The 26,690-nt window shown below is 46.6% G+C and carries 18 protein-coding genes; 10 read left to right on the plus strand and 8 right to left on the minus strand.

All coding sequences use genetic code 11. The features are described 5' to 3' along the window. The first annotated feature begins 173 nt into the window (after positions 1-173). A complete protein-coding gene (gene ftsY / locus JT717_RS08460) occupies positions 174-1,133 on the plus strand; it encodes a signal recognition particle-docking protein FtsY (RefSeq protein WP_205509763.1) in 960 nt (319 codons plus the stop codon). Between the two features lie 121 nt (positions 1,134-1,254). Here the strand turns inward: ftsY and JT717_RS08465 are convergent, their stop codons facing one another. Then, entirely contained in the window at positions 1,255-1,740 is a 486-nt protein-coding gene (locus tag JT717_RS08465; protein ID WP_205509764.1) for a hypothetical protein, read from the minus strand. 320 nt (positions 1,741-2,060) lie between these two features. Here JT717_RS08465 and rimO point away from each other — a divergent pair, with 320 nt between their 5' ends. The 7 genes from rimO (at position 2,061) to JT717_RS08500 (ending at position 14,056) form a co-directional block, all read left to right on the plus strand. Continuing rightward, the gene (gene rimO, locus JT717_RS08470; protein WP_205509765.1) at positions 2,061-3,368 is read left to right on the plus strand and encodes a 30S ribosomal protein S12 methylthiotransferase RimO; all 1,308 of its coding nucleotides are present in this window, start codon (positions 2,061-2,063) and stop codon (positions 3,366-3,368) included. A gap of 809 nt (positions 3,369-4,177) precedes the next feature. Continuing rightward, a complete protein-coding gene (locus tag JT717_RS08475; protein WP_205509766.1) occupies positions 4,178-5,659 on the plus strand; it encodes an aldehyde dehydrogenase (NADP(+)) in 1,482 nt (493 codons plus the stop codon). Positions 5,660-5,934: 275 nt separating this feature from the next. After that, positions 5,935-6,936: a 4-hydroxyproline epimerase gene (locus tag JT717_RS08480; protein ID WP_205509767.1), complete on the plus strand. Its 1,002-nt coding sequence runs from the start codon at positions 5,935-5,937 to the stop codon at positions 6,934-6,936. Positions 6,937-7,112: 176 nt separating this feature from the next. Then, complete coding sequence (locus JT717_RS08485) at positions 7,113-8,360, plus strand: NAD(P)/FAD-dependent oxidoreductase (protein ID WP_205509768.1); 1,248 nt, start codon at positions 7,113-7,115, stop codon at positions 8,358-8,360. A 246-nt stretch (positions 8,361-8,606) separates the two neighbouring features. Further along, positions 8,607-9,434, plus strand: coding sequence for an SMP-30/gluconolactonase/LRE family protein (locus tag JT717_RS08490; protein WP_205509769.1), 828 nt, complete (start codon positions 8,607-8,609; stop codon positions 9,432-9,434). Between the two features lie 78 nt (positions 9,435-9,512). Beyond that, positions 9,513-11,108, plus strand: coding sequence for a bacillithiol biosynthesis cysteine-adding enzyme BshC (gene bshC, locus JT717_RS08495; protein ID WP_205509770.1), 1,596 nt, complete (start codon positions 9,513-9,515; stop codon positions 11,106-11,108). 524 nt (positions 11,109-11,632) lie between these two features. Further along, positions 11,633-14,056: a TonB-dependent receptor gene (locus JT717_RS08500; protein ID WP_205509771.1), complete on the plus strand. Its 2,424-nt coding sequence runs from the start codon at positions 11,633-11,635 to the stop codon at positions 14,054-14,056. A 122-nt stretch (positions 14,057-14,178) separates the two neighbouring features. On the opposite strand, the gene JT717_RS08505 is transcribed toward JT717_RS08500, so the two are convergent. The 7 genes from JT717_RS08505 to JT717_RS08535 all read right to left on the minus strand — a co-directional run bounded on the left by JT717_RS08505 (position 14,179) and on the right by JT717_RS08535 (position 23,004). Continuing rightward, complete coding sequence (locus JT717_RS08505) at positions 14,179-15,039, minus strand: DUF6929 family protein (protein ID WP_205509772.1); 861 nt, start codon at positions 15,037-15,039, stop codon at positions 14,179-14,181. Between the two features lie 35 nt (positions 15,040-15,074). Beyond that, positions 15,075-15,578, minus strand: a complete 504-nt coding sequence (purE, locus tag JT717_RS08510) for a 5-(carboxyamino)imidazole ribonucleotide mutase (protein WP_255552930.1) — start codon at positions 15,576-15,578, stop codon at positions 15,075-15,077. Positions 15,579-15,616: 38 nt separating this feature from the next. Beyond that, complete coding sequence (locus tag JT717_RS08515) at positions 15,617-16,018, minus strand: four helix bundle protein (protein ID WP_205509773.1); 402 nt, start codon at positions 16,016-16,018, stop codon at positions 15,617-15,619. Positions 16,019-16,116: 98 nt separating this feature from the next. Then, positions 16,117-17,445, minus strand: a complete 1,329-nt coding sequence (locus tag JT717_RS08520; RefSeq protein ID WP_205509774.1) for a TolC family protein — start codon at positions 17,443-17,445, stop codon at positions 16,117-16,119. 88 nt (positions 17,446-17,533) lie between these two features. Further along, a complete protein-coding gene (locus tag JT717_RS08525; protein WP_205509775.1) occupies positions 17,534-20,626 on the minus strand; it encodes an efflux RND transporter permease subunit in 3,093 nt (1,030 codons plus the stop codon). An 8-nt stretch (positions 20,627-20,634) separates the two neighbouring features. Continuing rightward, positions 20,635-21,687 (minus strand): efflux RND transporter periplasmic adaptor subunit, encoded by a 1,053-nt coding sequence (locus tag JT717_RS08530; protein ID WP_205509776.1) that lies wholly within the window; start codon positions 21,685-21,687, stop codon positions 20,635-20,637. A 195-nt stretch (positions 21,688-21,882) separates the two neighbouring features. Then, positions 21,883-23,004, minus strand: coding sequence for a 5-(carboxyamino)imidazole ribonucleotide synthase (locus JT717_RS08535; RefSeq protein WP_205509777.1), 1,122 nt, complete (start codon positions 23,002-23,004; stop codon positions 21,883-21,885). Between the two features lie 424 nt (positions 23,005-23,428). Between JT717_RS08535 and hppD the strand changes: the two genes are divergently transcribed. Further along, entirely contained in the window at positions 23,429-24,556 is a 1,128-nt protein-coding gene (hppD, locus tag JT717_RS08540) for a 4-hydroxyphenylpyruvate dioxygenase (protein ID WP_205509778.1), read from the plus strand. Between the two features lie 636 nt (positions 24,557-25,192). Continuing rightward, the gene (locus tag JT717_RS08545) at positions 25,193-26,377 is read left to right on the plus strand and encodes a L,D-transpeptidase family protein (protein WP_205509779.1); all 1,185 of its coding nucleotides are present in this window, start codon (positions 25,193-25,195) and stop codon (positions 26,375-26,377) included. Positions 26,378-26,690 lie beyond the last annotated feature (313 nt).

Raw genomic sequence — 26,690 nt, forward strand, 5'->3', positions numbered from 1 at the left:
AGGAACAGGGCAGCAATTACCATCTGTACGCCCAAAAACCGTCGGCAAGCGCAGCAGATGTAACCTTCCGCATTAAGGGCCTGGCAACCGCTAACCGGAGTCCCGTAACAACACCTTGACCGTTTGATGTTTCGCGACCACAAAACATTTATCTTAGCCTTAAAATCAGGAAAATGAGTTTTTTCGGGAAGTTGTTTGGCAAAAAAGAAAAGGAATCGCTCGATCAGGGATTACAGAAAACCAAGGAGGGATTTCTTTCAAAGATCACCAAAGCCATTGCCGGCAAAAGCACCGTTGACGAAGAGGTTCTCGATAACCTCGAAGATGCCTTGGTGAGTGCCGATGTAGGCATCGACACCACGGTACAGATCATTGAAAGGATCGAACAACGCGTTGCCAAGGACAAATACCTCAATACCAGCGAGCTGAACCGGTTATTGCAGCAGGAAATAGAAGCCGTGCTTGTAGATGCTCAGGAAAATAAGAGCTACAATTTTAATACTGAACTGCCCGCCAAGCCATTCGTGATGCTGGTGGTAGGCGTGAATGGAGTGGGCAAAACCACTACCATTGGTAAACTGGCCTATAACTTCAAGAAGGCCGGTAAATCAGTATTACTCGGCGCCGCCGATACCTTCCGGGCCGCTGCGGTTGACCAGCTCACCATCTGGAGCGAGCGGGTAGGAGTTCCCATCGTAAAACAGGCCATGGGTTCTGACCCTGCTTCTGTGGCCTTTGATACCGTTCAAAGCGGTTTGGCCAAAGGGGTAGATGTGATCATTATAGATACAGCCGGCCGCTTACACAACAAAGCCCACCTGATGGATGAACTCGGCAAGATCCGCCGGGTGGTTCAGAAACTGATCCCGCAAGCGCCGCACGAAGTAATGCTGGTGCTGGATGGTTCCACCGGTCAAAACGCCCTGGAACAGGCGAAACACTTCACTGCCACCACCGATGTATCGGCGCTCACCATTACAAAACTCGATGGAACTGCCAAAGGCGGCGTGGTGCTGGCCATTGCCAACCAGTTTAAAATACCCGTGAAGTTTATTGGCGTAGGAGAAAAGATGGAAGACCTGCTGGTGTTCGACAAACACGAATTCGTTGACAGCTTGTTTAAGTTGGGATAAGGCAAAATAACAATTAGCTGATGTGCTGATTTGCTGATGTGCTAATAGAAGTAACTTATATAAACAGAAAGCGTCCAACCGGTTAGCCGATGGACGCTTTTTTAATTCGTTTTCAGGTCTCTTAGAACGTAAACTTAAAGCCGATACCACCCCAGGCGCCTACATACGCACCATTGAGGAATTCGATGTATGGGTTAACATCCAGGCTGATGGCAATAGGAGCGCCGTTGATCTTATAGTCAAGGCCCAACACGCCGTCAACCCCGAAAGAAGCATCTCCATCATCATAATAATCATCACCATGACGATGCCAGCGTTCGTTGTAAACACCAAAGTGAGCACCCGGACCGGCATACCATTTTAAACCGGGAGCGCCATTAATATCGCCATGAAACTCATATAAACCGGTAAAACGGAAACCATGATCCCAAAAAGAAAAGATACCTTCCAGCGCCCGGTCGTCACGGATAAAATGTTTTACAGTTAAAGCACCGGGCCAGAATTTAACACCAATTGCGGTACGATAATCAGATCCCATGGACTGAGCCTGGGTTCGGGTAACGGTCAAAACGGCCAGTAAACTTAGTAGAGCAACGATTCTTTTCATAATATCTGTGTTTGGTCGTAAACAATTTTAAAAACTATGCCAAAACACACCAGCCATACAACAAGTCTAACGCCCTCAGTGTCAGCAACTTTTTTTCAAAAAGCCACGCAATATTACAGCTAAACAGGTAAACCACAAAAGCATTAACAATTATTACCATACCTGCAAACGATCACAAATTTCAAATAACACGTACCAGCGGTTGTGAATAAGGGAATTGGTACGTTAAACGAAGCACAGGGAATTTTTTGGGGCTTTTGGCTTCTTTGTCCATTGCCACTTGCCCATTGCCCGTTGAAATAGTACCTTTGCGCCCTTATATGAAAGTTAGATCCCATAAAAAAGACAAGGTTAATATCATTACGCTGGGCTGCAGCAAGAACATGGTCGACAGTGAAGTATTGAGCGGCCAGCTCCAGGCGAATGATATCGAGGTGATACATGAGAATCAAAGATCAGATCACAATATTGTAATTGTTAATACCTGCGGCTTTATTGACAAGGCCAAGGAAGAATCAATCAATACCATTCTCGACCAGGTTGAACTGAAACGCCGCGGTAAACTCGATAAAGTATATGTTACCGGTTGTTTGAGCGAACGCTATAAGAATAACCTGGAACAGGAGATTCCCGAAGTGGATGCCTTTTTCGGTACCATGGAACTGCCCCTGATCCTGAAAGCATTTGAAGCGGATTATAAAGCGGAATTGCTGGGCGAGCGCTTACTGGCCACACCCACCCATTATGCTTACCTGAAGATTTCTGAAGGCTGTAACCGTACCTGCTCTTTCTGCGCCATTCCATTGATGCGCGGCCAGCATATCAGTAAACCCATTGAAGAGCTGGTGAAAGAAGCCGAAGGCCTGGTAAAAAAAGGCGTAAAAGAAGTGATGCTGATCGCCCAGGAACTGACTTACTATGGCCTCGACATTTACAAAAAACGCATGCTGGCCGATCTGATGAACCGCCTGGCCGATGTAAAAGGCCTGGAATGGATCCGGCTGCATTATGCTTACCCCTCAAAATTTCCATTGGAAATACTGGACGTAATGCGGGAGCGGGATAATATTTGCAATTATCTGGATATGCCATTGCAGCACGCCAGCGATAATATGCTCAGGGCCATGAAACGGCAGATCACCCAGGCAGAAATGAATGAACTGATCAGCGCCATCCGTGAAAAAGTACCTGGAATTGGTTTGCGCACCACCCTCATCGCCGGTTTCCCCGGCGAAACGCGAGACGATGTGGAGTCGTTAAAAGCATTCCTGCAACAACACCGCTTCGACCGGGCGGGGATCTTCACCTATTCGCACGAAGAAAATACCACAGCTTACGCACTGGAAGACAATATTCCGCAGGAAGAAAAAGAAGCGCGGGCACAGGAGATCATGGAAGTGCAGCAGGAGATCAATTTTGAAAAGAACCAGGAGAAGATCGGTAAAGTATTTAAAACCCTCATCGATAAAAAAGAATCGGGCCGTTACCTGGGCCGCACAGAGTTCGACAGCGTGGAAGTAGATAATGAGGTGATCATAAACAGCACCAGGAAGCTGGCGATTGGTGAATTTGTAAACGTTAAGATCACCAAAGCATACGATTTCGATCTGGAAGGGGAAGTCGTCTAATGTGATAATTTGATAATGTGATAATTCGATAATGAAATACAGTGCTTACGTTTAAAGCCCTGTACCCTGAAACTTCCTCCCTGCAACCGGTAACTGTAACCGGCTACCAGCAACCGAATTACCACAAAGTTGTATTGCCGCCCCTTTTAATACGCCCTACCTTCGCATTGACAATTGGATATTGAACAATCAATCGTGCGATCTGTACGGCCTTATCTTTCTCAATCCTTATCAGCATCTATTTTTCTGACATTTATAATCGACTCAATGGGAGCAATGGCAGATGCCGGCAGTTTGGGCAACCAGGCTGTACGGTATCATCGTGGATAATCAGGTAGTGCGACTATGATTTACTGAAGACTATCCACACTGGCAGGCATACAACCTCTTGTGCCTGCCATTTTATTTAACAGGTGTTTTAGCGGTGCTAAATCCGTTTGCAGTCCTAATTAATTAAACAAATGTGACATACCATTAACAAAAAAATATAATAAATAGCTATGTAAAATGTACAAAATCGATTAATAAGCCATTAAATTTGAAATAGGTTAATACGCTTTGTTCAGTATTAGTAGCAGCTCTCGATCAAGAGGGTTTAGGTTCTGATTACCATATGCTGTCAGCAGCATATCCGGAGTTCATTAACAGGGAAAGAAAGCTTCACTTTCTTTCCCGTTAAATCCGGACCGCCGGCCAATCTTCCGATTAACAATTATTACCAATTTAGTTTCAATATTTCACGCAGGTATATCGGTTAAAGGAATGTATAATACCTTTGTAACCCGATACAACGGTAAAACACTTGATATATGTTTAAAGACGCAACCATACAGGAGATAGACCAGGTGCTGATCAATGCATGGCAGGCCTTTCGTCAATACCGGAAGTATTCATTAAAGGAGCGGGCCCGATTCATGCGCACCATTGCTACGGAACTGGAAAATGCAGGTGATGAGCTCATCCAGACCGCCATGCGGGAAACGAACCTGCCTGAGGCGCGTTTACGCAACGAAAGAGCCCGTACCATGTATCAGCTGACCAGTTATGCCGATGCCTGTGAAAGAGGCGAATGGCTCGAAGCAAGGATCGATACGGCAAATCCGAATAAAACGCCCCCCAAACCCGATATCCGTAAAATGCTGATCCCGCTGGGTCCCGTAGTAGTGTTTGGCGCCAGTAATTTTCCATTTGCTTATTCCACTGCAGGAGGTGATACGGCCTGTGCTTTGGCAGCCGGTTGCCCGGTGATTGTAAAAGCACATCCCGCGCATGCCCAAACATCTGAACTGGTGGCCCAGGCTATACTCAGAGCAGCAGAAAAATCAGCGCTTCCCAAAGGCGTTTTCGCACATGTGCACGGCGCCTCCCAGGAAGTAGGGAAAGCACTTGTTACGCATCCATATACGAAAGCCGTTGGCTTTACCGGTTCTTATTTAGGCGGCAAAGCTTTGTTCGACTGGGCCAACCAGCGCAAAGAACCCATACCGGTATTTGCTGAAATGGGCAGTGTGAATCCCGTGTTCCTGTTACCTGAGAAGTTAAAACAATCCGCGGCTGAGATAGCGAAATTATATGCAGGTTCAATTACATTAGGCGTTGGGCAATTCTGCACCAACCCGGGTTTGATCTTTGGTATAGAAAGCGCAGAACTGCAGGAATTCATAACAACCCTCGGCAACGAAATAAAAGCGGTTAGTCCGGGCACCATGTTACATCCCGGCATTTCAAAGAACTATTCGGAGAACAGAGCGCGCGCCCTCTCGCAACAAAAGGTAGAGACGGTAGCCGTAAGTGATGCCCAGCCTGCCGAGAACCAGGGCATACCTACCATCGCCTCGGCCAGTGGTGAAGCGTTCCTGAACAATCCCATTCTGCACCAGGAAGTGTTTGGTCCATATTCCCTGGTTATCCGCTGCAAAGACCAGCAGGAATTACTGGAAGTGGTTCGTCACCTCGAAGGCCAGTTGACCGCCACCCTGATGGCTACCGAAAATGATATCGTGCAGCATGATGAACTGGTAGAAGCCGTAAAAGATATCTGTGGCCGCTTTGTCGTAAATGGCGTGCCTACCGGTGTTGAAGTATGTTTAAGCATGCACCATGGCGGTCCATTCCCCGCTACCACCGATTCGCGCTTTACTTCGGTTGGGGCAGACGGTATTAAACGTTTTGCAAGGCCGATCGCTTACCAGAACTGGTCAGACAATCTATTGCCGGATGAATTAAAGAACAGCAATCCTTTGGGGATCTGGAGAACGGTGAATGATGAAGTAACGAAAAGGGGTTTTTAGTTTATAGTTTCTTGTTTATAGTTTATTGTTCTTCCATTTCAAACTCTCAGGCGAAAACTGTTGCAACCTAAAATTTAAGGCTGATGGTTTCGCGGAGATTTGAAAGCGCGGCAGCAACCATAAACAATAAACTATGAACCGTAAACAAGTATTGCCGTTTTTTGCGGCCAACAAAAATATTTCCGCGATCAATTTTTTATTACTTTGATGCGTGTCCAGCGAATGTGCTTAGGAGTAAGTCATTCAGGATGAACGCATGACAAACTGTGGGCTTCATGAAAAAAACGTTTTTCTGTATCGATGCGCATACCTGCGGCAACCCGGTTCGCCTGGTAGCCGGTGGAGGGCCTGTACTCGAGGGTAAGAATATGAGCGAAAAGCGCCAGCACTTCCTGAATGAATATGACTGGATCCGCAAGGGATTGATGTTTGAGCCCCGCGGCCATGATATGATGAGCGGCAGTATCCTGTACGCGGCCCATGATCCGCAAAATGATATGGCCGTGCTCTTCATTGAAACAAGTGGTTGCCTGCCGATGTGCGGTCATGGCACCATTGGCACCATCACCATTGCCATAGAAGAAGGATTGATCACACCCAAAGTACCCGGCACCGTTCGCTTAGAAACACCGGCCGGACTGGTTTTGATCAATTACAAACAGGAAGGAAAAAAGGTGAAAAGCGTTAAGCTGACCAATGTGCCCGCTTACCTCGCAGCAGAAGGATTGAAGGTGGTGAGTCCTGATCTGGGTGAACTGACCATCGATGTAGCTTATGGCGGTAATTTTTATGCGATCGTAGACGTACAGCCGAATTTTAAAGGACTGGAACACTATGGGGCCGACCAGTTGATCGCCTGGGCCCGTGAATTACGCAAACGAATAAACGCACAATACCAATTTGTACACCCGGAGAACCCGACCATTAACGGCTGCTCGCATATTTTATGGACCGGCGCCGTTATTGACCAGCATGCAACGGCGCGAAATGCGGTGTTTTACGGCGACAAGGCCATTGACCGTTCTCCCTGCGGAACCGGTACATCGGCCCGGATGGCGCAATGGTATGCCAAAGGACAATTGAAGAAAGGGGATGCCTTTATACATGAAAGTATTATTGGCTCGCAATTCGTGGGGCGCATAGAAGAGGAAACGACGGTAGACGGCAAAGCAGCCATTCGCCCCAGTATAGAAGGCTGGGCCAAAGTATACGGCTACAATACGATTACTATTGACCCCGAGGATGATCCGTATGCGTATGGGTTTCAGGTTATTTAAGAATCTGTTGAAGTATTAATGGATGGCGTTCAATATATGCAGTAAGTTACCGGTCTCCGCAACTGAGTTATAAGCAGATGGATGAGAGGTTTATCCGCATTAAGGGGCCTGGCAACCGGTAACGCACCATCTGTTATTTTATCATTCACTCTATACTTGATCACTAAATACTTCACATGAGCAAACAGGTTACTATTATTGGCGGCGGCGTTATAGGTCTTTGCTGTGCTTATTACCTGCAAAAAGAAGGTTATGAAATAACCCTCATTGAAAGAGGTGATATTACCGATGGCACTTCATTCGGGAACGCAGGTTATGTATCACCCAGCCATTTCATTCCCCTCGCTTCACCCGGTATTGTAGCCCAGGGCTTACGCTGGATGCTCAGTTCAACCAGTCCGTTTTACATTAAGCCCCGCCTGAATCTCGACCTCATCAGGTGGTTGATGACCTTCTGGAAACAGGCGAACGCCCAAACGGTAGCTAAAAATATTCCCCCGTTAAATGATATTCTGCAATTAAGCCGCGAGCTCACCAGTGATATTAAAAATGAATTGGGCAATCGTTTCCGCATGCAGGAAGTGGGCTGTTTCATGCTGTACAAATCGGCCGCTATAGAAAAACATGAAATAGAGCTGGCCAAACAGGCATCGCAGCTGCAAATTGAAACCAAAATATTGAATGCACAGGAAGTGCAGGCCATGGAGCCGGATGTACAGGTAGATGTAAAGGGCGGCGTGTTATATCCTATCGACTGCCATCTGCACCCGGGTGATCTCATGCGCACGCTGAAAGAGCATCTGCTGCGGGCAGGTGTAAAACTGCAGTTGAACACTACCGTGACCGGCTTTGAAAAAAAAGGGAATTCGGTTACAGCCGTCATTACAAATAAAGGGAAGTTCGAATGTTCTCAGCTGGTGCTGGCCAGCGGATCATGGCTGCCCGTGGTAAGTGAAAAACTGGGCGTTTCTATTCTGTTACAGGCGGGCAAAGGATACAGTATGACGTATGAGAACATGCAGCGGAACCTGCGCTATCCGGCTATCCTGGTAGATAAAAGAGTGGCGATGACCCCAATGGGCGCCGACCTGCGGATGGGTGGCACCATGGAGATCAGCGGGCTCAATTCTCCCTTACTTGAAAAACGCGCACAGGCCATTTATAACGGCGCCAAAGCCTATTATCCGGATCTTCCGGTTGCCCTGATGCCGAAAGAAAAGATCTGGTACGGATTACGTCCACTTACACCCGACGGATTACCCTATATAGGACCACATAGTAAATACACTAATCTGGTGATCGCCGGCGGACATGCCATGCTTGGTCTCTCCCTGGCCGCCGCTACCGGTAAACTGGTAGAAGAACTCGTTGCTAAAAAGAAAACCACCATAGATGTAGCTGCTTTCAGACCGGAAAGGTTTTAAGAAAAGACAACGAGGCATAAAGGCAAGAAGGCAAAGAGTTAAAAGCCCAAAGGCGTACAGGCCTTAATCAAAAGGCAACGAGGCATCGAGGCAATAAGGCAGGATGCATAAAGTTATTTCCATGGGCAGAAAGGTTACAATGCATAATGTCAAAAAGCAAGTGCCAGCTACTATCGCCTTTAATTACAAACGTTTTTAACCTATCAACTTTTCAACTAACTTTATGCCCCTTAAAACAAGCCTCATATGAAAAGATACTTTCTTGCAGCTGCATTCCTTGTTACCGCAACCATCAGCCATGCCCAGGAACATCAACTGGTTAAAATATGGGAGACAGACACCCTGCTGAAAGTGCCGGAGGCCGTATTATACGATGCAGCCAATAAAGTGCTTTATGTAACGAATATCGACGGCCAGCCCTGGGACAGGGACAACAAAGGTTCTGTTGGTAAAGTAGGGCTCGATGGAAAGATCATTACCGTTGATTGGGTAACTGGTTTTTCGGCGCCCAAGGGTATGGGTTTGTATAAAAATAACCTGTATGTGGCAGATGTAGATAAAGTAGCGGTGATCGACATAAAAAAAGGAGTGGTTTCCCAAACCATTCCGGTGGAAGGCGCCCAGGGCTTAAATGACATTACCATTGACAAAAAAGGGGTTATCTACGTATCCGATTCCAAGAATAAAAAAGTACATCGTATCGAGAACGGGCAGGTAAGCACCTGGCTCGATAATCTGAAAGGGCCCAACGGCCTGCTCTTCAATAACAATGATCTGTTCGTACTGGATGCGGGTGGTTTGTACAAAGTGGAAAAAGACAAATCCTTAACCAAACTCGCTGACGGTATGGAAGGCGGTACGGATGGAGTGGAACATGTAAAAGGAAAAGATTATATCGTCAGCTGCTGGGCCGGCACTATCTGGTATGTAAATGGCGATGGAACCAAGCAAAATCTCCTGGATACCCGCGACAAAAAGATCAATACGGCCGATATAGGCTATGATGCTAAAAACAGGATCATATATGTTCCTACCTTCTTCAAAAATAACATAGTGGCCTATGAACTAAAGTAGCAATGGAACGTTAAAATTGACGATCAGTTATGGCAATCGTGCCGTTGATAGTACTTTTATGTTCGCATTCGCTTATTTATGGATTGTAACTCTACTAATTTACCATTCGAGCAGACCGGTTTTTTTTCAAAGATCATCATTGATTATCTTAACCAGTCGTCAACTTTACAGCCTTTTTACAAGTACCCGGCTTCTGTGGAAGGAATTGCAATGGCCATACAGGCCCGGCAATCAGTACAGCCCGACCGCAAACTGCTGGTAACCGAATTGCAAAAACAATATACAGGGCTCAATACTACGGCCCTGGTGCAGCAAAATATTCAACAGTTATTACAACCCAACACCTTTACCATTACCACGGCGCATCAGCCGGCCATTTTTACCGGTAACCTGTATTTTATTTATAAGATCGTACATGTTATCAGGCTGGCCGAAAGACTGAAAAAGGAATTTCCGGCCAACCATTTTGTGCCGGTATTCTGGATGGGCAGTGAAGATGCCGACCTCGATGAGTTGGGTCATGTATACATGGGTGGTGAAAAACTGGTTTGGGAAACAAAACAAAAAGGCGCAGTTGGCCGCATGAATACCAGGGGGCTCGATAACCTGATCCACCGGATCGAAGGAGAGTTATCTGTGCAGCCTTATGGTAAAGAACTGATCCAACTGCTGCGCAGCTGCTATCTGGAAAGTGCCGATATACAAACAGCCACCTTCAAACTGATAAACGCCTTATTTGCTGAATATGGTTTGATCGTTGTGTTGCCCGATAATGCCAACCTGAAAAGGGTGATGGAAAATGTGTTCCGCGAAGACCTGCTGCAACAAAAACCGGCCAGTATAGTAGGGAAGACCATTGATAAGTTATCAGAAGAATATAAAGCGCAGGCCCACCCTCGTGATATTAATTTGTTTTACCTGAAGGATGATATTCGCGAACTGATCGAATATAAGCAGGAAAAATACGAAGTAAGAAATACGGAGCTCAGCTTTACCAAAGATGAGATCATGGCCGAGCTGGTCAATCATCCGGAAAGGTTTAGTCCGAACGTGATCCTGCGTGGCCTGTACCAGGAAATGGTGCTGCCCAATATTGCCTTTGTTGGCGGTGGCGGTGAAACAGCCTACTGGCTTGAATTGAAAGAGCTCTTCGAACATTATCAAACGCCATTCCCGGTACTGATCGTACGCAATTCTTTTTTGATCGTAGAGAAGAAATGGCAGGAAAAGATGCAGAAGCTGCAGCTGCAGCCCAAAGATCTTTTTCAGCATTCACAGCAGTTGCTGACCATGCTGGTAAGCAGGCATAAGAATGGAGAACTGAAATTGAAGAAGGAAGTAGAAGCTGCGATCCATGTTTATGAGCAGTTAAAGAACAAAGCTGCGGCTATTGACCAGTCATTGACACAGCATGTAGAAGCTTTACAGGCCAGAACGCTGAAGCCTTTACAGGAGCTGGAAAAGAAATTACTGCGGGCGGAAAAGAAAAAATACGAAGCCGAGCAACGGCAGATAGAAGCGCTGCGGTCGGCCTTATTCCCCCGCAACGGATTACAGGAACGTATCGACAATTTTATGCCCTGGTATGCACGCTGGGGCCGGGACTTCATTAAAATAATCTACGAACATTCGCTCACGGTAGAGCAACAGTTCACTATTTTGGAAGAAAGCTAAGATCAGTTGCCGGTAACCAGTTACCAGTTACCGGTTACCAGTTACCGGTAACCGGCAACGCCTCTCTAAAACCATGAAACTTCCACTTTATCGTTAGTGTAATTTCCTGGTAACCGGTACCCGGTAACCGGCAACGCCTCCCTAAAACCAGGAAACATCCCCCTTATCGTTAGCGTAATTTCCTGGTACCCGGCAACCGGTAACCGGCAACGCCTCTCTAAAACCATGAAACTTCCACTTTATCGTTAGTGTAATTTCCTGGTAACCGGTACCCGGTAACCGGCAACGCCTCCCTAAAACCAGGAAACATCCCCCTTATCGTTAGCGTAATTTCCTGGTACCCGGCAACCGGTAACCGGCAACGCCTTCCTTAAACCATGAAACTTCCACTTTATCGTTAGCATAGTTTCCGGCAACCGGCAACCACAAACAATTTTCTCTTTGCGTAAACAGTTTTCCCGATTCTGCAAAACAAACGCCAGGAGCGCCTGTAATTTTGCGCCCACAAAAGCGTGTACTCCTTTATGAAGCAGTTTTTTTTATTGGTATTTGGTATTATAGTAGCGATCACAAACAGTTTTGCCCAGAAAAGCACCGGTTCCATCAAAGGAACGGTAACCACCTCAGATGGCAAACCCGCAGAAGCCGTTTCCGTACAAATAAAAGGTAAACGCCGCGGCGATATTACCAACGAAAAAGGTGTTTTCGAGATCCTCAAACTGCAACCAGGCAGTTATACCCTTACTATTTCCTTTACCGGTCACCAGGACCTGGAACAACAGGTAGAAGTGGCAGCCAGTCAAACCGCCACCGTTTCTTTCCGGCTGACAGCCTCCAATAAGGAATTACAGGAAGTGGTAGTCACTTCCGGTCAAAACAAATTCGCTAAAAGATCAAGCGGTTATGTAGCCCGCCTGCCGCTGGGCAACCTCGAGAATCCCCAGGTATATAATGTAGTGCCTAAAGAACTCTTACAGGAACAAATGATCGTTAGCTTTGATGATGCCATTAAAAATGCACCCGGTGTTGACAGATTATGGACATCTACAGGCCGGGCAGGCGATGGCGCCGGTTATTTCTCCATGCGTGGTTTCAGCGTTCAACCCACTATGATCAACGGGATTGCCGGTTTAACCAATGGTGGCCTCGATCCGGCCAATATGGAACGGATAGAGACGATCAAAGGCCCCTCCGGCACTTTGTTCGGCAGCAGCCTTATCTCTTTTGGCGGACTGATCAACATTGTTACGAAAAAGCCCTACGACTCAACCGGCGGCGAAGTATCTTACACCGGCGGCAGCTATGGTTTGAGCCGTTTTACAGTAGATTATAACACGCCGCTCAATAAAAGCAATACCGTTCAATTCAGGGTCAATGGCGCTTACCATTATGAAGGCAGCTTCCAGGATGCCGGCTTTAAAAGATCGGTATTTGTAGCTCCCTCCATTGCTTACCAGGCGAACGACCGGCTTTCATTCCTGTTCAATACAGAATTCTTTACATCGGAAGGCACCAACCCGCTGATGGTATTCCTGAACCGTACGCGGCAACTGGAATACAGGACACCGCAGGAGCTGGGCATGGATTACAAGCGCAGCTTCACCAGCAACGATATCACTATTAAAAACCCAACCCTGAACCTGTATGGACAAATGAATTACAAGTTGAGTGATCAATGGGTTTCACAAACCAGTGTATCGCGCAGTGTACGCCAGTCAGACGGCTATTATCAATATGTAATGTTCAATACACCTGCCGGTGGCGACACCCTGCTGAACCGCTTTATCAGCAATCAGAACGGTGTGGGTACTTCTACAGATATCCAACAGAACTTTATCGGTGATTTCAGGATAGGCAAATTACGCAACAGGGTAGTGGCTGGTATCGATTTCTTCAGCGTACAAACCCAGAACAACAGCACGGCCTATATCACTTTCGACCAGGTACATTCAACCCGCCTGAGTGATGCTCGGTACGGTCAGTTAACCCGGGCGGCAGTAGATGCCAAACTGGGACAAAACACCGCACCTACCAAATCATGGACCAATGCACAAACCTACAGCGCTTATATTTCCGACGTTTTGAATATCACCGAACAGCTCGCAGCTATGGCCAGTGTGCGCATCGATTATTTCGACAACAAGGGTTCCTTTAACGCAAGCAACGGCAGCACGCCTTTGCCCAATTCAAAATATGATCAAACATCCGTATCGCCGAAACTGGGTTTGAGTTACCAGGTAATACGCGACAAGGTCTCTCTTTTTGCCAATTATATGAATGGATTCCGCAACGTAGCGCCGGTTACCCAACCACTGGAAGAATATTCAGGCACCTTTAAACCACAACAGGCCAACCAGCTGGAAGGTGGTGTAAAGCTCGATCTGTTCAGTCATAAACTAAGCCTGAGCGCCAGCTATTACGAGATCACGGTGGATAATATGACCCGCAGCGAAGCGGTGATTAAAGAGGGTATTTCTTATAATGTAACCGTACAGGATGGATCACAGGAGAGCAAGGGGATCGAGTTGGATGCGATTGCCAATCCATTTCCCGGCTTAAATATCGTGGCTGGTTACTCTTATAACGACAGCCGGAACAAAAAGACCGATATCAATATCGTTGACCGGCGTCCAAACAGCGCAGGCCCCCGGAACCTGGCCAATGCCTGGATCAGCTATACCCTGCTGAAAGGCAGTATCAAAGGTCTGGGACTGGGCTTTGGCGGTAACTATGCCAGTGAGAATATCATTACCAACAGCCTGCTCACCGGACAATTTGTAATTCCTGAATACACGATATTAAACGCCACTGTATTCTACAATGCAAAAGCATTCAGAGTGGGCGTGAAGGTTGACAATCTTACCAACGAGCAATATTACAGAGGTTGGTCAACCGTTGAGCCGCAAATGCCCAGAAGGGTATCGGCCAGTGTTGCATTCAAATTCTAGATTTAGTTCTTACGTATAAAAAAAGCAGCATCCCGTTCCGGTTCGGCCAGGACGGGATTTTTTTATTACACAAAAAAGCCGTCCCAATAACAGGAACGGCTTACTATTTACATATAGAAGTATTATTCTTTTACCCGCACAACAAAGATCCCATTGCTGCCACGTTTGTCGGCTAAGAGGTATAACTTAACCCGCCTGCTTTTTTCAGACCGGATACATACCGACTGCATATTGTAACCCGAAAAACCATCGTTTGTTTCATTTAAATGGAACAGTGCATTCACCTTCATTTTTTTGCGCACCACTTTCCGGGAAGCGTTCTCAATAACGGCCAGATAACTGTCACCGGTTGTTTGATGTTCTTTGTCGGTGCTTTCCGAAAGCAGCGTTACTACCAGCCAGTCATTTTTGTAAGAATAGGAGAGACCCGATAAGCCTACCACCTGGTTAGGCGTTTGCGGCAGATCGAAACTGATGGTGGAGATCTCCGCTTTCTCCTGGTTCTTCCAGAATTCAGCATCGGTAACAATGATATGATTTTCCGGCGAAGTTTTGTGATCGCGGTTACAGAGCACCAGTTTACCCAGCACAATAGCTGCAGATTCGATATTGATAATACCTACCGTTTCTTTCAACCGCTTGTAGAATACAGAGATATCGTACTCTTCTTTGGTGTAATCATCGAGGTTCACCAGGATGGCTTTGTGATGATTGTCCTTTATATCGAAACCCAGTACCAGCAGCCGGGGAATGCTATTCACCTCAATGATGGTAGTTGCTTCGAAATCGGATTTGCTGCCCGGAAGGATCTTGGGATCATTGTATGTCAGCAGTTGATGCTTCGCCTGGGTTTGCCATTTTTTGATGGCGATCATTTCACTGGCATCATCATTAACCAGGTAGAGGATATCATTAAAATATTCGACATTTGAGCCATTGGGCAAATCCTGTATTTCTCTATAATCGAGCAATTTGAGTTTCATACCGTGCGCAAATTACAAGGATGAATCATAAATCCCTAATCAAATTTATTTTCCCAACCTTGTTTTTTCAGATTTTCTATCTTAATCAATACTTCTTCTTCCAGTTTCTTTTTATAGGCTGCTACCTGATTTCCAATCGTTTCATCGAATGAACCAATGATGGAAGCAGCAAGGATACCTGCATTTTTAGCAGCATTCAGGGCTACTGTTGCAACAGGTATGCCATTTGGCATTTGTAGTATCGATAATACTGAATCCCAGCCATCTATTGAATTAGATGATTTAATGGGCACCCCGATCACAGGCAATGGGGTCAATGAGGCTACCATTCCCGGTAAATGGGCGGCGCCGCCGGCTCCGGCAATGATCACTTTCAATCCTCTTTCACGGGCTTTTGTAGCATATTCCATCATCCGCATAGGTGTACGATGCGCTGAAACCACTGTCAACTCAAAAGAAATTCCCAAACTCTTCAGTACATCCGCTGCCGCCTGCATAACAGGCAGATCGCTATCGCTGCCCATGATTATACCAACCAAGATGGTTTGTGGTTTATGGTTTATTGTTTCTGGTTCTTTCACTTCTGTCTGTCTTTAAATTTTAAACCTTTTGTTTCGCATGAGTTTAAATACATAATAAAGGCCGCAATCTTTTTTGTAAGGAGGTCTGTTTCTTTATAGAGATCAGAAAATTCTTTTTCGCTGATGTACTTGTCATCAAAACACCGGTAAAGCTGTGACTTTAATTCGCCGCACTCTCCTTTGGAAATACTTTGAGCATTTATAAACTCCAATCGGCTGCTGCGCTCAAACCCTTCAGCTATATTATCCATAATGGAACCAGCTGCTGCCTTCATCTGCTCCGCAAATCTGAACTCTCGTTTCAGCCTCAATCGTTCTGCTATCAGCGATATATTTGAATATAATTTTCTGGCTAATTGCCAGATCTCGAGATCTTCAAACCTGTTAACAGTAGCCATGTACTCAATGATTTAGGTATAAAATGCCAGGCCTAAACCATTTTCAGTCCCGAAAATAGCGCAGTAAGAACAATAAACCAAAAACCATAAACCATAAACTAGCGAAGCAAATCCCCCCTTAACCGTAACAATTCTGTTTCCGCCAGTTTGGTATTATACTGCGCGGCATACAGCCGGTTACGGGCGTCTTGTAAACTGAATTGTGCTTCGCGCAATTCCAGGTAGGTAGATACACCTTGTTTGAATCGTTCGAGGGCAATGGCCACATTTTCTTCGGCCAGTACTATATTATCATCTTCGAGATCGAGCAGTTTCTTTTGCAACTCATAATCTTTATACGCATTGCTCAAACCCACATCAACCAGTGAACGTTGCTTTTCATAATTGATGGTCTGGTATTGCACATCGAGCTGCGCCTGTTTAATAAGCCTGCGGGTATTGAATCCATTCAGAATGGGAACGGTTAAGCCAAATCCGTAATTAAGCCCTTTGTTCTGGTTGAACTTGGGTTGGTTCTGGTTCACCACAACGCTGTTATTAAGAGAGTTGAAATTGTAGGCAGAATTGAACGAGAGGGTAGGCCACAAGCCGGCTCTTTGTTCTTTAACCATGATGTTTGCAATATCAATACTTTTTTTCGCCGCCAGCAGGGAAGGGTTCGTTTGCTCAAACTGCTGGGCAAATTCACCATACTGTAACGACATATTGATGGGTATGCTATCGGCTACTTCATACACAGAACCTGTTTTAAAACCGATCAGCTGGCTCAGATTATCACGCAGCTGTGCAATGGTCGTGAGCTGCGTTAACTGGGCCGCCTTTTGCGCATTATAGTCAACCCGCGCCTGCAGCAATTCCGGTTTGCTGCCCAGTCCCACCGACAATTTCCGATCGGCCAGTTTAACCCGTTCTTCGTTCAGTGACATTTGTTCTTCAACCGCTTTCAATTGCAGTTTCTGGCGAACGATATTGAAATAGTTGTTGATCACTGCCGCCACGCTGTTCACGATCTGCGCTTTCACCGTCAATGAACCGAACTTCTCCATTTCCATCAGGCGTTCGCGGGTGGCAAACATGCGCATACCGTCGAACAGGGTCCAGCTAAGGTTAACAGAATAGTTCATATTGGTGGTGCGAACGCCGTTGCGGGTAACCGTACTGTCTTTACCGGTGCTGCGGCTGGCAAACCGTAATTCCTGGTCATTGGTGGTCCAGATCGCGTTCGCCTGTCCGTTCAATTGCGGCAGGAAAGCGGCGAATGAATAGTAACGGTCCAGCGCATAGGATGTAGAATCGTTGCGGGTGAGTAAGATGTCGTAATTATTTTTCAGCGCAGCAGTTATTGCATCCTGTAAGGTAAGCTGCTGTTGTGCATTTGCCAGTAGGAAGCCAAACAGGCAAATGATCAGAATCGAAATATATCTCATATTTACCAAAACTGTTTGAGGTGTTGGAAGCTGTTACAGGTTACAAGTTGCAGGGATCCTATGTAACCTGAAACCTGTAACCTGTATTTTACGCCCTGTGTCCTTCCTTATCATCCATGAGCTCCAGTTCGCTTTTCTTTTTCCTGCGCGACAGGTACGAATAAATAGCCGGGATCACATACAGGGTTAAGACCAGCGAGAACATGATACCACCCACGATGACGATACCCAGCGGAATACGGCTGGTGGCCGCAGCACCCAATGACAGGGCGATCGGTAAGGCGCCCAGGGCCATGGCGAGGCTCGTCATGAGAATGGGTCGCAAACGCGCGCTTGCTGCTTCTATCACTGCATCCCGCTTAGATAAACCAGCCAGCTGTTTCTGATTGGCAAACTCCACGATCAGGATACCGTTCTTGGTCACCAGGCCTATCAGCATGATCATACCGATCTGCGAAAAGATATTCAGGGTTTGACCGAAGAGCCATAGAGACAGTACGGCGCCGGCGATCGCCAGCGGTACAGTTACCATGATCACCAGCGGATCGATAAAACTTTCGAACTGGGCCGCCAGTACCAGGAAGATCAATGCCAGCGCCAGCATAAAGGCGAACATGGTATTACCTGAGCTTTCTGCAAAGTCGCGGCTGTTACCAGCCAGGGAAGTGGCAAAAGATTCATCGAGCAATTTACCCGCTATATTCTGCATGACCTGGATGCCTTCACCCAGGGTATGCCCCGGGGCCAGGCCCGCAGAAACGGTGGCCGATTTATACCGGTTAAAGTGATAGAGGGTAGGCGGGGTGGTTTGCTCCCGCATACTAACCAGGTTGTCGAGCGAAATGATCTCGCCCCGGTTATTACGTACATAAATATTCTTCAGGTCGGTAGGGTCGTCCCGTTCATTACGCGCCACCTGGCCGATTACGGTATACTGTTTACCGGCGCGATAGAAATAGCCTAACTGCAGGTTACTGAGCGCCAATTGCAGGGTTTGCGAAACGTCGGCCACACTAACCCCCAGCTGACTGGCTTTAATGCGGTCGATCTCGATGCTTACCTCCGGTTTGTTGAATTTCAGGTCAACATCCACCCCCTGGAAGACCGGGCTCTTATTGGCCTCTTCCATGAATTTAGGCAGCACTTCGGCGATCTTATTAAAGTCATTATTCTGAATGACGAACTGTACTGGCAGCCCGCCCCGGCGGTTTACTGAAATCGTCTGCTCCTGAATGGCAAATGCTTTGCCTTCGGAGAATTTACCCAGGTTCCGGTTGATCATATCCACGATCTGTTGCTGCGACCGCTCCCGTTCGGTAGGTTCAGAAAGGGTGGCTCTTACAAAACCGGTATTGGTGGCGCCCGAACCGCTGAAACCGGGGGCTGTAACGGTAAGCACGGTTTGGGCTTCGGGTACGGAATCCATCACAAACTGCGCCAGCCGGTCAACATATGAATCCATATAGTCGAAAGAGGTACCTTCCGGTGCAGTCACCTGTAAACGGAACTGGCTGCGGTCTTCCATGGGCGCCAGCTCTGACTGTAAGCCACCGCCTATGAATACGATGATGGATCCGCAGATGGCTACAATTACCCAGGCGATCCAGCGAAAGCGCATAAATCTTTTCAGCGAATTGAAATAGCCATTCTCCATCCAGCGGAAGAAGGGTTCTGTTTTATGGTAGAACCATCCATGTTTATGCACATTGCGGGTGAGCTTTACGTTCAATACCGGCGTTAAGGTAAGTGATACCACGGCGGAGATTAATACTGCACCGGCCACCACAATACCGAACTCGCGGAACAGCCGGCCCACGAAGCCCTGCAGGAAAACGATGGGTAAGAAGATAATGGCCAGGGTAATGGAGGTGGCTATGACCGCAAAGTAAATTTCTTTTGACCCTTCCCGCGCAGCCTGGTATTTGTTCATTCCTTCTTCCATCTTTTTAAAGATGTTTTCCGTGACCACAATACCATCATCCACCACCAGACCGGTTGCCAGCACAATACCCAGCAGCGACAATACATTTATCGTAAAACCGCTCAGGTACATGATAAAGAAGGCGCCGATCAATGACACGGGGATATCGATCAGAGGACGGAAGGCGATGAGCCAGCTGCGGAAGAATAAATAAATGATCAATACCACCAGTATCAGTGAGATGATCAGGGTTTCTTCCACCTCGGAGATCGACTTCTTGATGAACTTGGTTTGATCGAGGGCAATACCCAGCTTGATATCTTCAGGTACTTCTTTTTTCAACTGCTCGAGCCGGCGGTAGAACTCGTTTGAAATGGCTACGTAGTTGGAACCGGGCTGAGGGATCAGCGCCAGCGCGATCATGGGAATACGGCTTTCCTTCAATATCGTTTCTTCATTCTCGGGCCCTAAAACGGCTTCAGCCACATCCTTTAACCGGATGTCGCTGCCATTGACGTTCTTTATGATAACATTATTGAAATCTTCTTCTGTGAACAGGCGGCCGAATGTGCGAATGGTGAGCTCTGTCTTGTTACCGGAAATTTTACCCGAAGGCAATTCAACGTTCTCGCGGTTCAAGGCAGTCTGCACATCTCCCGGCGTTAATCCGTAAGCGCTTAATTTGGCCGGGTTGAACCAGATACGCATGGCGTATCGCTTCTCGCCCCAGATCTGTATGGCACTTACGCCCGGAATCGTTTGCAGCCGTTCTACCAGCACATTGGTGCCGTATTCAGTAATCTCCAACTGGTTTCGGGTATTACTTTGCACGGTCATGGAAATGATGGCATCTGAACTCGCATCTGCTTTGGCCACTACGGGCGGACTGGGAAGGTCATCCGGCAAAGAACGCTGTGCCTGTGACACTTTATCCCGCACGTCATTGGCAGCTGCTTCAAGGTCAACGCTGAGATCGAACTCCACGTTAATGCTGCTTACCCCCTGGCTGTTGGTAGAAGTGATATTTCTAACACCCGCAATACCGTTGATGGCTTTTTCGAGTGGTTCTGTTATCTGTGATTCTACTATCTCTGCATTGGCGCCGGGATAGCTCGTACGTACACTTACGTTAGGCGGGTCAATGGCCGGGTAATCACGAACCCCCAGGAAGGTAAAACCGATCACCCCAAACAACACAATCATGATGTTCAGTACCGTTGCCAACACTGGTCGCCGTAAACTCAGTTCTGAAATGTTCATGAAAACGCTTATTGTACTTTGGTTAATTTAATGTTGCTTTCAGGACGTATTGCCAACAAAGCCGTGGTTATTACTGTATCTCCTTCCTTCACGCCATCTAACACCTGTACATATGAAGAATCGCGAATGCCTGTGGTAACTACTGTAAAATCGGGCTTACCACCCTTATAAACGATCACCCTTTTGTTGCGCGCCTGTGGTATTACCGCCTGCGAAGGAACAATGAGTGAATGATCGTTCTTGCCTAATTGCAAAGATACTTTAGCAAAAGCACCTGGCACCAGCAGGCTGTGTTTACCCTGTACTACCGCCCGCACTTTTAAAGTACGGGTATTTGCCTCGATGTTCGATTCAGTAGCAAGGATGGAAGCGGTGAACTTATTGTCACTGCCTCCTACGGTAAAATTGACCAGCCTGCCTCTGCGCATGGCTTCGCTGTATTTCTCCGGCACGGAAAATTCCATCTTCAACTGGCTTACCTGGCTGATGGTGGTAAGCAGGGTAGTGGGAGTAATATAAGCGCCATTGCTGATATTCTTCAAACCAATGCGGCCGGCAAAAGGGGCACGCACCTCGGTTTTATTGATGTTCACCTGGGTCAGTTCTATATCCGCTTTCAGATTGCTTACTTCCAGTTCGCTCAGATCATACTCCTGCCGGCTGATCCCCTGGATATCTAACAGGCCTTTCTGGCGTTCCGCCGTTTTTTGTGCGATCTGCAGCTGCACCTGCAGCTTTTTAAGCTGGGCCTGCAGGTCGCCATCAAACAGCTTTACCAGCAAAGTTCCTTTTTGTACATAACTTCCTTCGGGAATGTTTAACCATACCACACGGCCCGAGATCTCAGGACGGATCTCCGTTACTTCAAAAGGGAGCAGGGTACCGGGAATTTCAAGGTTTTCACTCAGGGATTTGGTTTTAACGATAAATGCTTCTGCCTGGATGGGACGGTCGCCTCCGGGGCGGCCTGCAGCAGGCGCATTACCTTTTTTCTCATTTTTGCAGGAAATAAAAATGAAAGACAAAAGAATTCCAATTACAATCCGGCTTTTACGGTTCATCTGGTAGTTATAAAAGTTTAGTTGGTGTAAAACGATAAACGGCAAACGTGAAAAAAGATCCTATCAATCAGTAAGCCGTTAACAGGAAAGCATTCTTTCACTATTGCCGTCAGTGGCTATGTTTCACGCCCGCAAAATTACTCTTTTACTGAAGGTTCAATATTAAAAAGAGATGAATGGCAGGCAGAACGGATCTTAACTTACTACTTTTAATATGTTTTTAATCCTGTTCGCTTTATACGTCAAATCCTGTTTATCCTTACTGACGATAGTTACATGCCCCATCTTGCGGCCAGGTTTGGTTAGTTTTTTACCATAGAGATGAACGAATACATTATCCATTTGCAAAACCTCTTCCAGCCCCTCGTATTTTGCCTCGCCTTCAAAACCGTCGGCGCCTACCAGGTTTACGATGGCAGCCGGTAAAATATGGTCTGCATTGCCTAAGGGGTACTGCAACATAACGCGCCACAACATATCAAATTGTGAACTGTAATTGGCTTCTATAGTGTGATGGCCACTGTTATGAACCCGGGGCGCTGTTTCGTTCACAAATACATCGCCCTGTTTGTCGACAAATAATTCAACCGCAAAAATACCCGGGCTTTTGAGGCCTTTTACTACAGCTAATGATATAGCTTCTACCTTCCAGAGTGTTTTTTCAGTGAGTTCGGCCGGGCTTAACTGGTAATCGAGCAGGTTGAGGCGATTATCAACAATCATATCAACCGGTGGGTATAAAGCGGTTTCCCCTTTATCGTTCACTGCAATGATCTGTGATATTTCGCGGTGAATGGTGACCATTTTTTCCAGTACTGCCGGTGTATCGAAACCTTTGTTGAGGTCATCAGCCGTTTTCAGCAATTGAACCCCGCGGCCGTCATAACCGCCAATGCCCACCTTATGAACTGCCGGCAGGAAAGCGGCATGGCTTCTCAGTTCAGCCAGGTTCTGGGTGATAACAAAAGAAGAAGTGGGGATCTGGGCTTCTTTATAGAACTCTTTTTGTAGAATTTTATTCTTAATAGTGCGAAGGGCCGCAGCGCGGGGATACACCCGAACCCCTTCCTGTTCCAGTTTTTCCAGGGCTTCGTCGTTTACCGATTCAATTTCAATGGTAATAGCATCCAGTCCTTTCCCGAAATTGTACACATCATCAAAATTGCGGATATCCCCTTTTACGAAATGATGGCATAAATGGGCTGCGGGACAATATTCGTCATTTTCGAGCACAAATGTTTCTACGGGATAGTTGGCTGCGGCCTGTAAAAGCATTCTGCCTAATTGACCGCCGCCCAGGATACCAATTTTTTGCATGCTTAGAATTTAGTTAAGCGGCAAAGATAAGGAAGTCACGAGGAGGTTTCAGGTTCCGGGTTGCAGGTTACGGGAATACAAAGGTACCGGTTACCAGTTGCCGGTTGCCAGGCCATTTATTGCAAAATGCCTGTCTGTATTCAGGCTGCAATTACATTGAACCCCGGTATCCGGTACCTGGAAACAGGTAACCAATCTTTCCCAATTTCCCTATCTTTGCCTAATACTCAATGCAGTATAATTCTGATGCAACCCGACTACCCGCATAAGATTTTTAATGACAAACGCATGGGCTATTGCCTGCTGATGGAAGCATTGGCGATGGACAGTCATTTATAGGTTACCCCCACTTACAGCTCTATTCCCTGCTGCAATTGCTGAAATTGTACGGCTGGTTTTATTCTACCAATTAAACTAAAATACCATGTCAAAGACATTGACGGCGGCTGCGCCGAACACGCAAACCGATTTTTTACCACTCGAAGGAACCGATTATGTAGAATTTTACGTCGGCAATGCCAAACAGGCTGCCCATTTCTATAAAACCGCTTTTGGCTTTCAATCCCTGGCCTATGCTGGTCCCGAAACCGGCGTAAAAGACCGCGCCAGTTATGCCATCAGGCAAAACAAGCTCACTTTTGTATTGACCACCCCGCTCCGTGCCGGCAATCCCATCGCCGACCATATTTACAAACATGGCGACGGGGTAAAGGTACTGGCCCTGCGGGTTCCAGACGCCACCAAAGCCTGGCAGGAAACTACCAGCCGGGGCGGCAAAACTTATATGGAGCCCACCCGCCTTACCGACGAGTTTGGCGAGGTGGTGTTAAGCGGAATACATACCTATGGCGAAACAGTGCATGTATTTGTAGAAAGGAAGAATTATACGGGCGCCTTTATGCCCGGCTTCAAAGAATGGAAAACGGTATACAACCCCACGGAAACCGGCCTGCAGTATGTTGACCACTGCGTTGGCAATGTAGGCTGGAACCAGATGAACAAATGGGTAAGTTTTTATGAAGAAGTGCTGGGTTTCCGCAATATCCTGAGTTTCGACGATAAGGATATTTCAACCGAATATTCAGCCCTGATGAGTAAGGTAATGAGCAATGGCAATGGCTTTGTGAAATTCCCCATCAATGAGCCGGCCGAAGGGCGCAAAAAATCGCAGGTAGAAGAATACCTGGAATTTTATGATGGTGAAGGCTGCCAGCATGTGGCCCTGGCAACCAATAATATTGTTGAAACCGTTTCTGCATTGCGCGACCGCGGGGTAGAGTTCCTGAAAGTGCCCACCACATATTACGATGATCTGCTCGACCGCGTAGGTCATATCGACGAAGACCTGGAACCCCTGAAAGAACTGGGCATCCTGGTCGACCGCGACGATGAAGGCTATCTCTTACAGATCTTTACCCGCCCTGTGGAAGACCGGCCCACTTTATTCTTTGAAATCATTCAACGCAAAGGCGCTAAAAGCTTTGGAAAAGGAAACTTCAAAGCCCTGTTCGAAGCCATTGAAAGGGAACAGGAACTGAGAGGGAACTTATAATTATTATTGAGAAAATCTGCAAATAGGGAAGTCCGGAAGAAGACGACAAAAACATCTTTGTTCCGGGCTTTCGTTTTAAAAACGCTGTTACCGGTTACCAGGCACCAGTTGCCGGTGCTTAAATCAATGACAGCTCGATCGCTGTGGGCTATGCCCACATTAAGGTCCCGGTAACCGGGACGCCTGAAACCTGTAACTTGAAACCTGTAACATTATTTAACAGCAATTCCTGTATTTCCCTGGTAACCGGTAACTGGCAACCCTATTTAACAGCAATTCCTGTATTTCCCTGGTGACCGGTAACCGGTAACTGGCAACCCTATTTAACAGCATTTCCTGTATTCCCGGGTAACCGGAAACCGGTAACGAGTAAGCTTCGTTTCGCATGAACATTAATCATTATTTCTTGTTGAAATGGCTGAGTTTTAAACCATGATCATGGCTAAATTATTATTAAAAAAGCAGATCAGGATGATCTTCGGCTTGGCGAGGACGTACAAAGACTTATGTATTTTCCACAATGTGAATAAGCTAAAATGCTTTTTGGTGCCTGGTTTGTAGTAATTTTAACAGCGATTCGCAATAATGCAGTAAATAATCATAACCTATTTTTCGTTTTAATTCCAGTTACCTTACATGAGATACTCGTATATACTATTACTGGCGGCCATTGGCCTCGTAAAAACTGCATCAGCGCAAACCGTTGCTGCCAGTATTAATTTTATCGAATACCAGCGTTCTTTTCCGCGGATGAACGATGCGCTCAGGCATAAGGAAGACACCCTGATGAAGCAATTTGAGGAAAAGAGACTGGCCTGGCCTGCGAAATACATTTATTTGCGGTCATTCAAATACGACAGCCAGCTGGAAGTTTGGGTAAAGCAGGACCTGAACGAAAACTTTAAACTGTTTAAGACCTATCGGGTATGCGCCATGGCTGGTTCTTTAGGTCCGAAGCGGATGCAGGGCGATTACCAGGTGCCGGAAGGTTTTTACTATATCAACGAATTCAACCCAAAAAGCCAGTATCATTTGTCCCTCGGCCTGAATTATCCCAATGCATCGGACCGCATCCTCAGCGATTCCCTGATGCCTGGAGGTGATATCTATATTCATGGCAGCTGTGTTACTACTGGCTGTATCCCGGTGAATAATGAACAAATAGAGGAATTATATATTCTGGCAGCGCATGCCCGCAATGCCGGACAGGATTTCATTCCAGTGCATATTTTCCCTATCCGTTTCGACAATCACCGCAGCAGCGAATACCTGCGGAAATATATCAAGGATTTTCCGGAGTATAAGGTCATGGCCGATGAACTGAAGCACGCATATACCTACTTTGAGAAAACGCGCAAATTACCGGTGATCATGGTCTCAAAGAAAGGAGATTATTTAGTAGACGGCATCATTCCCAAAGAAAAAGAAGAGGTGGTAGTTAAAAAGGAACGCCGCCCGCTGAAGACCTATAACCAGGCCGATATTGCTACGGTGGTGGAACGTTTACCGGTATTCCCGGGGGGTAATGACAAGTTCCAGGCCTTTATTGATAAACTAAGCAAAGAAATGGCCGCTTACCTGCAACAGAACCAGGCAAAAACGTTCGCCATGGTTGAATTTGTGATCGACAAGGAAGGCAAAGTGATCTACGCCAATGTCATTAAAGGCGGCAATGACGATCTGAACGATAAACTCATTGAAGCGTTCGAGAACATGCCGCAATGGACACCCGCCGTAAAACATGAACAAACGGTAGCGGTAAAGTTAAAACAGACCATTTTTATAGAAAAGCCAGAAACACAGGAAATTTCAAGGCAGTAAAATGGCTGTAAGCGGTGGAAATTGTTGAATAACATCCACATAAAACATATTGAAAAATAAATGCCCCCGTCGATGGACGGGGGCATTTATTTTTATAATTAGGTCAGTTAATTTAAATGATATCCATAGCCTTTACGAAAAAAGTGCAAACAAAAGGCAGGATCAGGGTCAGATACTCCCAATGTGTAGCAATAGCAATAAGAAACGCAGCTGTTGAAACTAAGAACAGGATCCAGTACAAAAATTTTGAAGTGCCATTAGCCATATCGTAAAAATTTTGGGCAAAAATAGGGCGAAAGTTCTGAACCTGAAA

The sequence above is a fragment of the Longitalea arenae genome (assembly GCF_016924755.1).
Lineage (GTDB): Bacteria > Bacteroidota > Bacteroidia > Chitinophagales > Chitinophagaceae > Niastella > Niastella arenae.